The organism is Pantoea sp. X-Soil-TKNS-1207 (assembly GCF_059730485.1).
The window spans coordinates 2645474-2659674 of sequence record NZ_AP035958.1; the positions used below are offsets into that span (position 1 = coordinate 2645474).

Annotated in this window: 12 protein-coding genes; all 12 read right to left on the minus strand. The window is 59.6% G+C overall.

Going from position 1 to position 14201, the window contains the following annotated elements:
* Positions 1–12 precede the first annotated feature (12 nt).
* Positions 13–897: an ABC transporter permease gene (locus tag AC6I8V_RS12465; protein WP_497842563.1), complete on the minus strand. Its 885-nt coding sequence runs from the start codon at positions 895–897 to the stop codon at positions 13–15.
* 9 nt (positions 898–906) lie between these two features.
* Positions 907–1857: an ABC transporter permease gene (locus tag AC6I8V_RS12470; RefSeq protein WP_497842564.1), complete on the minus strand. Its 951-nt coding sequence runs from the start codon at positions 1855–1857 to the stop codon at positions 907–909.
* Between the two features lie 39 nt (positions 1858–1896).
* The gene (locus AC6I8V_RS12475) at positions 1897–3579 is read right to left on the minus strand and encodes a peptide ABC transporter substrate-binding protein (protein WP_497842565.1); all 1683 of its coding nucleotides are present in this window, start codon (positions 3577–3579) and stop codon (positions 1897–1899) included.
* A gap of 51 nt (positions 3580–3630) precedes the next feature.
* Positions 3631–4962: an NAD(P)/FAD-dependent oxidoreductase gene (locus tag AC6I8V_RS12480; protein ID WP_497842566.1), complete on the minus strand. Its 1332-nt coding sequence runs from the start codon at positions 4960–4962 to the stop codon at positions 3631–3633.
* A 132-nt stretch (positions 4963–5094) separates the two neighbouring features.
* Positions 5095–5568 (minus strand): MarR family winged helix-turn-helix transcriptional regulator, encoded by a 474-nt coding sequence (locus AC6I8V_RS12485; RefSeq protein WP_497842567.1) that lies wholly within the window; start codon positions 5566–5568, stop codon positions 5095–5097.
* A 129-nt stretch (positions 5569–5697) separates the two neighbouring features.
* Positions 5698–7329, minus strand: a complete 1632-nt coding sequence (locus tag AC6I8V_RS12490; RefSeq protein ID WP_497842568.1) for an ABC transporter ATP-binding protein — start codon at positions 7327–7329, stop codon at positions 5698–5700.
* Positions 7330–7561: 232 nt separating this feature from the next.
* Positions 7562–8974, minus strand: coding sequence for an EmmdR/YeeO family multidrug/toxin efflux MATE transporter (locus tag AC6I8V_RS12495; protein ID WP_497842569.1), 1413 nt, complete (start codon positions 8972–8974; stop codon positions 7562–7564).
* A 121-nt stretch (positions 8975–9095) separates the two neighbouring features.
* Complete coding sequence (locus AC6I8V_RS12500) at positions 9096–9845, minus strand: ABC transporter ATP-binding protein (RefSeq protein ID WP_497842570.1); 750 nt, start codon at positions 9843–9845, stop codon at positions 9096–9098.
* Positions 9838–10713 carry an ABC transporter ATP-binding protein gene (locus tag AC6I8V_RS12505; protein WP_497842571.1) on the minus strand — a complete coding sequence of 292 codons (876 nt, stop codon included), beginning with the start codon at positions 10711–10713 and terminating at the stop codon, positions 9838–9840. Before AC6I8V_RS12505 ends, AC6I8V_RS12500 begins: the two co-directional genes overlap by 8 nt.
* Complete coding sequence (gene livM, locus AC6I8V_RS12510; protein ID WP_497842572.1) at positions 10706–11989, minus strand: high-affinity branched-chain amino acid ABC transporter permease LivM; 1284 nt, start codon at positions 11987–11989, stop codon at positions 10706–10708. Before livM ends, AC6I8V_RS12505 begins: the two co-directional genes overlap by 8 nt.
* 10 nt (positions 11990–11999) lie before the next feature.
* A complete protein-coding gene (locus AC6I8V_RS12515) occupies positions 12000–12914 on the minus strand; it encodes an ABC transporter permease subunit (protein WP_497842573.1) in 915 nt (304 codons plus the stop codon).
* Positions 12915–12996: 82 nt separating this feature from the next.
* The gene (locus AC6I8V_RS12520; RefSeq protein ID WP_497842574.1) at positions 12997–14112 is read right to left on the minus strand and encodes a branched-chain amino acid ABC transporter substrate-binding protein; all 1116 of its coding nucleotides are present in this window, start codon (positions 14110–14112) and stop codon (positions 12997–12999) included.
* Between the last annotated feature and the right edge of the window lie 89 nt (positions 14113–14201).

Consider the following 14201-nt stretch of genomic DNA (forward strand, 5'->3'; position numbering starts at 1 on the left):
TTGCATATCACCTCACTCTTTCTCGCTGCGCGCATCAAGCGCATCACGTATGCCATCGCCGATAAAGTTAAAGCAGGTCACCGCCAGAGTGATGGCGATCCCCGGCACCAGCGCCAGCCAGGGGGCACGCATCAGATACTGCTGCGCGCCGTTCAGCATATTGCCCCAGCTGGGCAGCGGCGGCTGGATGCCATAGCCGAGGAAGCTGATATAGGCTTCCAGCAGAATGGCGCGCGCCACCGTCAGGGTCGCGGCGACGATAATCGGCCCGACCACATTCGGCAGCAGTTCGCGAAACATAATCCAGCGCCCGGACAGGCCCAGCATCCGTGCCGCCAGAATGTATTCGCGCTCGCGCAATGAACGCACCTCGGCCTCGACAATGCGCGCCACCTCCATCCAGCTGGTCACGGCGATAATCACGGTGATCATCGCGGGACTCGGCTTGATAAATGCCGCCAGCGCCAGCAGCAGAAACACGCTGGGAAAGGCGAGAAACGCATCCACGATCCGCATCAGCAGCGCACCGATGCGCCCACCGTAGTAACCGGCAACAATACCCACCAGCGTGCCGAGCATGATGCTGAGCAGCATGGCGAAGAAACCCACCAGCAGCGAAATACGTCCGGCCATCAGCAACCGCGCCAGCAGGTCGCGCCCCAGCGGATCGGTACCGAGCCAGTGCCAGCCGGTGAGCGGTGGCGCAAAGCGCGCACGCAGATCGATATGCAGGTCGTCAAACGGCAGCAGCGATGGCCCGAAGGCGCAGGCCAGCGCCATCAGGATAATCAGCAACAGGCTGGCGCAGGCCAGTTTATGCCGCAGAAAACGTTGCAGGGTGCGGTTGCGTACCCGCCGCACCGGAAGCGGCGGGGGCGTAATCACAGAAGATGCCATCTTGCCTCCTTAAGCGGGACGAATGCGCGGATCGACCAGCGCGGTGATCACATCCGCCAGCAGGTTGCCAATCAGCACCAGTATCGCTGAACACATCAGCAACCCCATAACCACCGGATAATCGCTGTAACCGAGGCTGTCGAGAAACAGACGCCCCATACCCGGCCAGGTAAAGACGGTTTCCGCCACCAGCGCCCCGCCGAGAATGGTCGGCAGCTGCATACCGGCGAGGGTAATCATCGGCAGCAGCGCATTACCCACCACATGCTTCAGCAGCACACGCCGTGGCGGCACGCCTTTGGCGCGGGCGGTTTTGACGAAGTCCTGATTGATCACCTCCAGCGTGGCGGTGCGCATATAACGGCTCCAGATCGCCACATCGACAAAGGTCAGCACCAGCACCGGCAGCACCAGATGGCGCAGCACATCCACCAGCGACCCATCGCCGACGGTGTACATATTGCCGGCCGGCAGCCATTGCAGCTTCAGGGCAAAGAAGTAAATCGCCACCAGCCCGAACCAGAAGGTGGGGATCGACAGCGCCACCATCGCACCGAGGGTCGCCATGCGATCAAACAGGCTGTCGCGTTTGATGGCGCTCTGGATGCCGATCCACACGCCGATGGCGATGGAGAACACCATCGAGGTGCACATCAGCAGCAGCGTGGCGGGCAGATGGGAAAAGATAATGCTGAGCACCGGCTGACCGTCACGATAGGAACGGCCCCAGTCGCCGCGCAGCAGGTGGCTGAGCCAGTCGAGATACTGCACCGGCAATGGCCGGTTCAGTCCCATCTGCGCCGCAATGCGCTGCATCGCTTCCTGGGTCATCCCCGGCGTTAAGGCGTATTGCGACAGCGGCCCGCCGGGCGCCAGATTCAGCGCGGCAAAACCGATGATCGACACCATGAAAAGTAAGATGATGCTTTGACCGCAACGCCGAAGCAGAAATGCGCCCATGGCTCTCCTCCCGCTCTGTGAATGGCTCGCTTATGCGACTCAGGCTTTCTTGTCCCAGTACCAGGTGTTGACGTTCCAGCTGTCGATACGCACGTTGATGTTGGGGGTGATATTTTCCGCCCCCTGTTTGTGGCCGCGCACGTTGGCGAAGCTGAACAGCGTCAGGAACGGCAAATCATTGCGCACCAGTTCCTGAATTTGCAGATAGGCCGCTTTGCGTTTTTCCGGCGCGAACTCAGCGCTGCCCTGCGCCAGCAGCTTATCCACCTCAGGATTTTTGTACTGGAACACGTTCTGCCCGGCCCCGCCCTGTGCCGGAATGGCGTCGGACCGCATATAGGTGGCGGTATCGGGATCGGAGCCGGTAAGGTAATTAAGGCCGACAATCGCGCTGTCGAATTTCGACAACATCCAGTAGTCCCCCCACATCACCGCAGGCGGCAGGTTGGCGATCTTCATTTCGACGCCAATCTCCTGGAAGCTCTGCTGCATAAACTGCTGCATCTGTTCACGCAGGTGGTTGCCTGCGGTGGTCGAATTGGTGAACGACAGCTGCACGCCATTCTTCTCACGAATCCCGCCCGCGCCCGGTTTCCAGCCCGCCTTATCCAGCAGCGCTTTGGCCTTGTCGAGGCTGAAGGCGTGTGCCGGTAAATCGGCGTTGAAAAAGGCTGACTGGCGCGGCATATAGGTTTCCGTCGGCTTTGGCAGGCCGTAGTACAACGCATCGATAATGGTTTGTTTATCAATTGCGTAGTACAACGCCTCCCGCACCGCCGCATCCTGAAACTGTGGCCGGGCCAGGTTAAAGGCGAAGTTCTCGATGGTAGCGCTCTGGAACACATCCACCACTTTGCCCGGCAGCTTTTTCGCCTCGTCGTAGTGATCGGCCGAAATCCATTGCAGCCCGGCGATGTCGATATCGCCTGAGACAAACTGGGTGTACATCACGTTGAGATCCGGGATGTATTTATAAATCAGCCGCTCCAGCTGCGGCCCGTTGCCGTAGTACGCCTTATTGGCGACCAGCTCGATATGATCGCCCGGCACGCGCTGCTGCCATTTGAACGGCCCGGTGCCCACCGGCGCGCTGTTAAAGGGCGCGGTGTTTTTATCCGTGACGTTTGCCAGCAGGTGCTTTGGCACAATAAAGGTGGCGGCGAGAATCGAGGTATAAGGCGAATAGGGTTTCTCCATCCGCCATGTGATTTCAGTGGGGGAGACGACGGTAATATCGCGTACCAGCTCATGGCCGGAGCGGCTCCAGCTGCGGAAATTGGGATCGACCAGCAGCTCAAGGGTGAATTTCACGTCTTCGGCGGTGAACGGCTGGCCATCATGCCACTTTACCCCGTCGCGCAGTTTGAGGTGAAAATGGAGGCCATCCGCTGAGATACCGCCGTTGCTCTGGGTCGGCACTTCAGTCGCCAGCGCCGGGGTAAAGTGGCCTTTATCATCAATGGCAAATAACGGATCGAACAGGCTGAAATGCAGGCCGTCATCCACCTCAATATGCGGCATCAACGGGTTAAACACCGTCGGTTCCTGCGAGAAGCCCACCACCATCTGTCCACCCTGACCGGCAGCCCCGCTCATCGCCGCGCGCGCCACTCCGCTGCCAAACAGTCCCGGCAGCGCCAGCGCTGCGGTGCCGGATGCCAGATAAACCAGTGCCTGCCGACGGGAAATTTTTGGCAGGGAATCTGCAAACTTATCGCTCATCGTTTTTCCTCAGGTGAACAGAAACACAACGCCGCACGGCGGCGACAACAGTCAGTAACCGGTCATGATTGCTATCTTCGAACCATCGCTGAAACGTGAAAAACGGAAGGCTTTCGGGTCCACCACCGGGGTGCGATTCAGCACCAGATCGGCGGTGAGACGCCCGGCAGCAGGGCCGATACCGAACCCGTGGCCGGAAAATCCGGTCGCCATCACCAGGCCGGGATAGCGCTCGATATGGGAGATCACCGGAATGGCGTCGGGCAGCACATCAATGCAGCCTGCCCAGCGCTGCGCCACCTGCAACCCGGCCAGCGCAGGCAGCTGCTGTTTCAGCTGCTCCAGCACCTTGTTGGTCAGCTTTTTCGACGGGGGCAGATCGAGCACGCGGCAGTATTCAAATGGGCTGGGTTCGTCGAGATGCCAGTGGCGTGGCATCCGCCACTCATCAAAGAAACGACCGGTCAGACGCAGACGCAGCGAACCCCATTCATGCCGCAGCGCAGGCAGGAAGCTGCGCGCATAGCGGAAGGTATCGGGCACGAAATCCACTTCGCTTTCATGACCGGAGGCGATGGTGTAGCCGCCATCCTGGCGTTTGCGGATAGCGAAATCGCGCGTCCAGAAAGCGGCTGCCGGCCCGCCCGCCAGCGGCTGGGTTCGTACCACGCTGTTCAGCACTTTCAGCTGCGGCAGATGCAGGCTAAACCGCTGCGCCAGCAGACCGGACCAGGCCCCGCCGGCCAGCACCACCGTTTGACAGGCGATCGCCCCGCGTTCCGTCACCACACCGGAAATACGCCCGCCGCTGGTTTCAATGCCGCGTACCGCGCATTCGGTGAGGATATGTGCGCCATGACGACGCGCGGCTTCAGCGATAGCCGGGGCGGCTTTTTGCGGCTCGGCGCGGCCATCATCCGGCGTATGCAGCGCGCCGACACCCTGCACTTTGTGGCCGGGAAACAGCCGTTCCACACCGGCGCGATCCAGCATCTCCGCGCGAAAGCCGGTCCCTTCCATGTGGCGTGACCAGCTTTGCAGCTCGCTGAATTCCCGCTCGGTCGCGCAGTTGAAGGTGATGCCCGCGCGCTGATAACCGATATCCGCCTGCACCCGCTGATCCAGCGTTTGCCAGATACGCAGCGCTTCGGCCATTAGCGGCACTTCGCGCGGATCGCGGCGCGCCAGACGCACCCAGCCCCAGTTGCGGCTCGACTGCTCATGCCCGATGCCGCCTTTTTCGCACAGCGCGACACTGACGCCCTGCTCGGCAATTTCCAGCGCGGTGGCGCAGCCAATAATGCCGCCGCCAATCACCACCACATCGACTTTTTCCGGTAATGTCACATCGCCATGCACGGGCACTACAAACGGACCTGGCATAATTATTCCCGCAGTTTGTTCACTGATATTTGCGCCTGATCTGAGGCGTCCCCTGAAATATCGCGACAACAGTTCACCGTGCGGGTGAAATTAATTTCTCACCCACGGTCATTTTCAGATTTTATTGATGCGTTACGGCGGTAAGACTTTTTTTAATAAACGAATGACGGTCTGTTTTTCTCGCGCCGTCAGCCGCTGAAAAAAACGATCTTCCTGCTGCTGGGTCAGCTCACGGACGCGCTGCGCCAGCGCCTGACCATGCGCGGTAAGAAACAGCGCCTGCGAGCGGTTGTCGCTGCGATCGGCTTCGCGCGTCAGCAGCTGTTGCTGCTCCATCTGGTCAAGCAGGCGCGCCATGGCGGAACGGTCGCGCTGGATCACATCGGCAATCACCGAAGGCCGAATGCCGGGGTGGCGATCCACCACCAGCAGCGTGCTGATTTTGCCGGTACCGCGCGCCACTTCGAGGCCAGCCAGCTGCTGGTCCAGGTCACGCGAGACGGCGATATTGATGCTGCGAATGTAAAAACTCAGCATGGTGCCGAGCGGTCCCAAATCCACGTCGGTGGCCTGTTGCGGAACGGCAGGTATCGCTGGCTTTGTCATTCTGCGCTCCACAAAACTGAAAAAAAGTCTTCTCAGAAGAAGGGATTAGGGCAGGTCAAACTTTAATCCAGTATTGGCGAGATAGTGGACAATGACAACGACTTTTGTCATAGCTTTTTCCAATTTCACTTAAGGTGTCACGCCCGCTTCCGCGTGTCCCGGAATGGCGCTCACCAGCTGCCGGGTATAGCGATGCTGCGGCGCGCGAAACACCACCTGCGGCGTGCCCTGCTCGACAATTTCGCCTTTAAACAGCACCGCAATACGGTCGCAAATCTGGCTGGCGACGCGCAGATCGTGGGTAATAAAAATCATCGCCACCTGCGTTTGCTGCTGAATGCTGCGCAGCAGTTCCAGCACCTGCGCCTGAATCGATACATCCAGCGCCGACACCGATTCATCCGCCACCAGCAGCACCGGATCGAACATCAGCGCCCGCGCAATGCCGATGCGCTGCCGCTGGCCGCCGGAGAACTCATGCGGGAAGCGCTGCCAGGCGCTGGCGTCCAGTCCCACCCGTTGCAGCAGCTGTTTAGCCTTGCTCTCGACCTCGCGCGGCGTCATACCGCCCAGCGCCAGCGGCCCGGCAGACAGGATGGTGCCGATGGTGTGGCGTGGATTGAGCGAGGCGAACGGGTCCTGAAAAATCATCTGGATATAGCGGCGCAGCGGGCGAAAATCGTTCTCTTTCATCGGCTGGATATCACGCCCGTCAAACAGGATTTCGCCGCTATCGGCCGCCAGCAGCTTGAGCAGCACCCGGCCGAGGGACGATTTACCGGAGCCGGATTCACCGACAATGCCCAACGTTTCACCTTTGCTCAGGCTGAAACTGACGTTGTTCAGCGCCTTCACCTCGCGACCGCGACTCAGCCAGCCGCCGTCGCTGCGGTAGGTTTTCACCAGATTCTTTACCTGCAACACCGTGGGCGTATCGCGCACCGCTTTCTCCCCGGCGTGCATACGTGGCACCGCGGCGATCAGTTTCTGTGAGTAGGGATGCTGCGGCGCGTTAAGCACCTGCCAGGCCGGGCCGGCCTCCACCATATTGCCCTTCTCCATCACGATTACCCGGTCGGCAATCTCTTCCACCACGCCAAAATCGTGGGTGATAAACATCACGCTCATCGCCTTACGCTGTTGCAGGCCGCGGATTAGGCGCAGGATTTGCGCCTGGGTGGTGACGTCGAGGGCGGTGGTGGGTTCATCGGCAATCAGGATATCGGGGTCGAGCGCCAGCGCCATAGCGATCATCACGCGCTGTCGCTGTCCCCCGGAGAGACGAAACGGATGCTGGTGCTGGATTTTTTCCGGCTCCGGCAGCCCGACCTCTTCCAGCAGCGCCAGCACCTTCTGCTGACGCGAGGCCGTGGTGCCGACGTTATGCGCCAGCATCACCTCGGCAATTTGTTCGCCAATGGTCATCAGCGGATTGAGCGCAGAGAGCGGGTCCTGAAAAATGATAGCGAGGGTTTTGCCCTGCAACTGACGCAGCTGCTCCGCGCTTTGCTGCAACAGGTTGCTGCCGCGCAGCAGGATCTCCCCGCCCTGCACGCGCAGCGCTTTCGGCAGCAGGCCCATGGCGGCATGGGCGGTGACGGATTTCCCCGAGCCGGATTCACCAATGATGCAGAGAATTTCGCCGGGCCAGAGATCAAAGCTGAGGTTTTCCACCGCATAGCGGCGGTCCATACCTGGCGGCAGCGCCACACAAAGCTGGCGCACGGAAAATAATGGGGCGATGGTGTCAGGCTTTTCCATATTGACGCTCCTGGTTGCACGGAAAAATAACTTTTTCAGTATCGAAGCCAGCGGTTAAATAACGGAATTGACCAGCAGGATGAATTTTATTTTTTACAATAAGAAGGGAAAATGGCACAGAACAGCGGCGGGGAAATAATAGGTTTTACTTATTAATCACATCTCCGTAACGGCGCGATTTATCGCACCGCTACGGTTCGGACTGACTTAGGGTGCTAAGTCAAAACGGGGATTACCCCCCGCTTTTCGCCACCATACGGCGGTAATTATTCAGCCATTTGCCGCTGGTGAGTCGCAGCCAGAAGCAGATGCCGCGCACCGTCCAGTCAAGGAACATCCCCAGCCACACGCCAATCACCCCCATGCCGAGCACAATACCCAGCAGATAACCGGCCACCACACGAGCGCCCCACATGCTGAACATTGAGACATACATGGTGTAACGCGCATCGCGTGCGCCTTTCAGCCCGGCGGGCAGCACCCAGGAGGCGGTCCAGATCGGCATAAAGGCGGCGTTCAGCCAGATAAGATGTTTGGTAACCGAGATCACCTCCGGATCGCGGGTGTAGAACTTCGCCAGCAACCCGGCCAGCGGCACGGTAATCGCCGCCAGGGTACAGAGGCCAATCATCGCCAGCCAGAACACATGCTTAATCTGCCGCTCCGCCTGCATCACCTGATTACGCCCGAGGCGCTTGCCGGTAATGATGGTGGATGCCGATCCCAGCGCGTTGCCGGGCAGGTTAATCAGCGTGGCAATCGAGAACGCGATAAAGTTACCGGCGATTTCGTTGGTGCCCATTCCGGCGACAAAAATCTGCGTCAGCAGCTTGCCGCCGTTAAATAACACCGATTCGATACTGGCAGGCACCCCGATGCTGAGCACCTCCATCAGGATGCCGTAGTTCCAGCGACGGAAGTAGCTCTGAATGGAGATCTTCAGCGCCGGGTTGATGCCGAGATAAAGCACGTAAATGGCCGCAATCGCGCCGATATAACGTGAGATAGTCAGTCCCAGCCCGGCACCGATAAAGCCCAGACCATGCCAGCCAAAACAGCCGTAAATCAGCACGGTACTGATCACGATATTGAGGATGTTCATCCCGCCGTTGATCAGCATCGGGATTTTGGTATTACCCGCCCCGCGTAGCGCGCCGCTGCCAATCAACGCAATCGCCGCCGCCGGATAGCTCCACGCCGAGGTTTGCAGGTAGCTGAGCGCCAGCTGTTTCACCTGCGGCTCGGCGCTGCCGGCAATCACATCGATAATCAGGTGGCCCCAGAACTCGATGGCGATCACCAGCACAAACGCCAGCACCGTCATCAAACCCAGCGACTGCCGCGTCGCAGCGCGCGCCCGCTTGCCGTTGCGTTTGGCAAGACTGAACGCCACCACCACCGTGGTGCCGAGATCGATAGCGGCAAAGAATGAGATGATCACCATGTTGAAGCTGTCAGCCAGGCCAACGCCCGCCATCGCTTCTTTCCCCAGCCAGCTCACGAGGAAGGTACTGAGGACGCCCATCAGCATCACACACAGGTTTTCGATAAAGATGGGCACGGCGAGGGGTGTAATTTCACGCCACAACAGCGTGCGATAAGAACGGCGCTTCGGATACCACGCCGTTTTTCTGATCGCCCGCATCACTGCTAAGCCAGGATTTTGCAAGGGAGTACCAAATCACTTTGGACAAAGAAGAAGAGTAATAATGATGATAGGCCACTAACAATTATGCAAAGTGTTTCCCGTCACCATTTAATCATTATTACAAACTTTTTGTCGTCAGCGCCGCAGCATCGACCGCCCCACCGAGATAAGCGCTGCGAACCTCGTCGTTATGCAGCAGCGCCTCGCCGCTGCCGCTCAGGCGGATTTCACCGTTGACCATCACATAACCGCGGTCTGCCAGTTGCAGCGCGTGGCGCGCATTCTGCTCCACCAGGAACAGCGTCATGCCCTGCTGCGTCAGCTCGCGCAGGATGGTGAAAATCTGCTTCACCACCAGCGGCGCAAGGCCGAGACTCGGTTCATCCAGCAGCAACAACGTTGGACGGCTCATCAGCGCGCGCGCAATCGCCAGCATCTGTTGTTCCCCGCCGGAAAGCGTCATCGCCCGCTGCTTACGCCGCTCCAGCAGCCGCGGGAACAGCTGATACATGCGATCTTTATCCTCACGCACAAAGCGTTCGCCAATGGCGATGGTGCCCATCAGCAGATTCTCTTCCACCGTCATATCCGGGAAAATGCGCCGCCCTTCCGGCGCCTGTGCGATGCCGCTGGCGGCGATAGCATGGGTTGACTGGCGGCTGATGGCCTTGCCGCGAAAGCGAATCTCCCCGGCGGCGATGCGCGGCTGGCTGAAAATCGACATCAGCAGCGTCGATTTCCCCGCGCCGTTGGCGCCAATCAGCGCCACGGTTTCCCCCTCATTCACCGCAAGCGAGACCTGCTTCAGCGCCTGCACCGGACCATAAAACACATCCACCTGTTCAAAGCTCAGCATCGGTTCAGCCATGGTCGTCCTCCTCTTCCGCGCCGAGATAGGCGGCAATCACCTTCGGGTCATGGCGAATCTGCTGTGGCGTACCCTGCGCAATCACATCGCCGTGATCGAGCACCACGATGTGGTCGGAGATACGCATCACCATCGGCATATCATGTTCGATTAACAGCACGCTGATGCGATGGTCGGCGCGCAGCCGGTGCAGGATCTGGCTCAGCGCTTCGGTCTCCACCGGATTAAGCCCGGCCGCCGGTTCATCGAGGCAGATCAGCTCCGGGCGGGTGCACATGGCGCGCGCAATCTCCAGCCGCCGCTGCTGACCGTAAGATAAGGTGCCCGCCAGCCGGTTGGCGCTGCTCACCAGATCGACGTTTTCCAGCCAGTAAAACGCCCGATCCAGCGCCCGGTTCTCCGCCTCGCGATAGCCCCGCGTATTCAGAATGCCCGCCAGCAACTGACGATTGACCTGCATATGCTGCGCCACCAGCAGGTTCTCAACCACCGACATCTCACGAAACAGGCGGATATTCTGGAAGGTGCGCGCCAGCCCGGCGCGGTTCACCAGATGCGCGCCGCCAAACATTTTGTACCAGACGCGCGAGCCAAGCCGCGCCGGGTGCAGCCAGTCCGTAGCGTGGATTTTCTGCCCCAGCACCTGAATCACGTCGGTGGATCGCTGATGGGCATTCAGGGTGATGCGTCCCCCCGTCGCGCGATAGAAGCCGGTTAAGCAGTTAAACACCGTGGTTTTGCCGGCGCCGTTGGGACCAATCAGCGAGGTGACTGAGCCGCGTTCCACCGCAAGGCTGACATCATTCAGCGCTTTGATGCCGCCAAAACGCATCATCAGGTTGTCCACCTGTAAAATCGCGTCACTCATGGCGCTCTCCTTTGCGTAACGGCACGCCGACACGCGCGGTGCGGACCAGGCCACGCGGTCGCCAGATCATCATCAGCACCATCAGCATCCCGAACAGCAGCACGCGGTATTCGGCGAAGCTGCGCAGCAGTTCCGGGGCGACGGTTAGCACAAAGGCCGCCAGCACCACCCCGAGGGTCGATCCCATGCCGCCAAGCACCACAATGGCGAGGATCAGCGCCGACTCAAAGAAGGTAAACGAGGTGGGATTGACGAAGCCCTGATAACTGGCGAAGAACACCCCGGCGATCCCGGCGGTAGAAGCGCCGAGCATAAACGCCGACAGCTTCACCAGTACGTGATTCAGCCCCATGGCGCGGCAGGCGATCTCATCTTCGCGCAGGGCTTCCCACGCACGGCCAATCGGCATACGCGTCAGGCGATGTTTGATAAACAACACCAGCAGCACTACCAGCACCAGCACCACGTAGATAAAGATGAACTTCATATTCGGGTTGTAATCGAGGTGGAAAAATTCGTTATAGGGGACCCCGCCCTCCTTCGCCCGGCGGCCAAACTCCAGCCCGAGAAAGGTGGGTGACGGCACCGACACCCCGTTTGGCCCGCCGGTAAACGCCAGCCAGTTATTCAGCACCAGGCGGATGATTTCGCCAAAGCCGAGGGTGACAATTGCCAGGTAGTCGCCGTGCATCCGCAGCACCGGAAAACCCAGCAGCGCCCCGGCAAAGGCCGCCATCAGCGCCGCCAGCGGCAACATGCTCCAGAACCCCAGGCCGAGATATTCATAACCGAGCGCCAGCCCGTAGGCGCCGATGGCGTAAAACGCCACATAACCGAGATCCAGCAATCCGGCGAGGCCCACCACGATGTTCAGCCCAAGGCCGAGCAGCACATAAATCAGCCCGAGTATCGCCACCGTCAGCAGGTATTTGCTGGTGAGAAACGGAAAGGCCAGCGCCACCACCAGCAACAGCGGCAGCACCCAGCGCATACGCGAACGGTAACCCGGCTCGCGCACGTAGACGCCATCATCCGCGCCCTCAAACTTACGTGCGAAACGCTGTCCGGCGGCGGATTGCAGAAACAGGCTGAGCAGCAGACGCCCGGCCATCACCACCCCGACCAGCAGCGCCACGCGCAGCGGCGACAGATGGAAACTGTAGCCATCCAGCACTACGCCGACGATAGGACCAAATACCACCAACGCCACCAGCCCGGCCATCACACAATCCAGCAGCGACTGGCGCACATCGATGCTTTGCGTCATTGCATTCATTTTGGCGTCCTCACACTTTGGCAACCAGCGGTCGTCCCAGCAGCCCCTGGGGTCGGAAGATCAAAATCACCACCAGCAGAGCAAAAGAGAACACGTCTTTGTAGTCGGAGTTCACCAGACCGGCGAACTGGGCTTCGGCAACCCCCAGCAGCAGGCCGCCGAGCATCGCCCCCGGCAGCGAACCGATGCCGCCCAGCACCGCGGCGGTAAAGGCTTTAATGCCGATAATAAAGCCGATGTAGAAATCAAAGGTGCCGTAGTTCATGGTCACCAGCACCCCGGCCAGCCCGGCCATCGCCGCGCCCATCATAAACACCAGCGAAATCACCCTATCGGTGTTAATACCGAGAATCGCCGCCATGCGCCGGTCCTGCTGCACCGCACGGCAAATGCGTCCAAGCCGGGTGTATTGAATGATCCAGGTGAGCAGCGCCATGCCACAGAAGGCGGCGATCAGGATAAACACCTTGGTCCAGGTGATTTGCACCACGCCGCCGTCAATCTCCATGCGCAGCACGCCGCTCATCAGTGTCGGGATGCCCTGTTGATTCGGTCCCTGGCTGATCTGAACGTAGTTCTGCAAAATCAGCGACATGCCAATCGCCGAAATCAGCGGGGCCAGTCGCGTGGAGTTGCGTAGCGGGCGATAGGCGATGCGTTCAATGGTCCAGCCGTAGATCGCCGTCACCACCACGGTAAACAGCAGGGTGCCGAAAATCAGCAGGGGAAAGGAGTGAATGCCGAAGAAGCTCAGCAGCGCCAGGGCGATGGCGCACAGATAGGCTGAGATCATATAGACCTCGCCGTGGGCGAAGTTGATCATACCGATAATGCCGTAAACCATGGTGTAGCCGATGGCAATCAGTCCGTAAACCGCGCCCAGCGTCAGGCCGTTCACCATCTGCTGGAGAAAGAAGGCGTCCATATGCAAGTCCCGTGCTTAAAGGGAGCGCAAACCTCGCGCCCAATCGCGAATGGCCCCGCGCGCGGCGGGGCCGCGTGTCAGCTTACAGCTGGTGGTATTTGCCTTTGTCGTCCCACTGATAGACGACGTAATCCGAGACTTTCAGATCGCCTTTCTGATCCCAGGCTTTTTTACCCATCACGGTATCGACGCTGTTGGCCTTCAGCCAGGCGCTGGCTTTGGCATTGTCTTTACCTGCGGCTTTGTAGGCAGCGGCCAGCGCCTGAATCGAGGCGTAGGCATACAGGGTGTAGCCTTCCGGCTCAAAACCACCGGCGCGGAATTTGGCGATCACCGCTTTGCCATCCGGGATCTGACGCGGGTCATTGCCGAAGGTCATGTAGACGCCTTTGGTGTACTGCGGGCCACCGGCCGCAGTCACCATATCTTCGGTGACGATACAGTCGCCGGAGAAGAAGGCGGCGTTCACGCCCTGTTCACGCATCTGACGCACCAGCGGACCCGCTTCCGGGTGGCAGCCGCCGAAGTAGACCACGTCCGGTTTGACCGATGCGATTTTGGTGACCAGCGCGTTGAAATCTTTCTCACCGCGCGACAGGCCCTCATACATCACCTCGTTGACGCCGCGTTTTTCCAGCGCCGCTTTGGTGGCATCCGCCAGCCCCTGGCCGTAGGTGTCTTTATCGTGGATCACCGCCACCCGTTTCGCCTTCAGTTTGTCGATGATGTAGTCGGCGGCAATCACCCCTTGCTGGTCATCCCGGCCGCACATGCGGAACAGGGTTTTCATGCCGCGCTCGGTGATTTGCGGGTTGGTGGAACCGGGGGTGATCGCCAGTACCCCGGCATCGTCATACACTTCGGATGCGGGCATGGTGGAGGAGGAGCAGAAGTGGCCGACCACCGCCATCACTTTGTCCTGGTCCACCAGACGGTTGGCGACCGCGACCGCCTGCTTGGGTTCACAGGCGTCATCCCCCTGCACCAGGATAATTTTCTCGCCATTTATGCCACCGGCCGCGTTGATATCATCCGCGGCCTGGCTCGCACCTTTCCAGTACTGTGCGCCATAAGTGGCGTTGGGGCCGGAGAACGGACCGGCGACGCCAATTTTAATGTCTGCCTGCGCATAAAATGCCGCACTCAGGCAACCTGCAATCACGACCTTTAATGGTAATTGTATGAATTTCAAAGACATGCTTTCAATCCTCAACGGGTCAGGAACGGAGCCATACCACGGCCTGGGAGAAATCAATTTCTGAAACTTAACGGAGTGCAGTGCGTGAC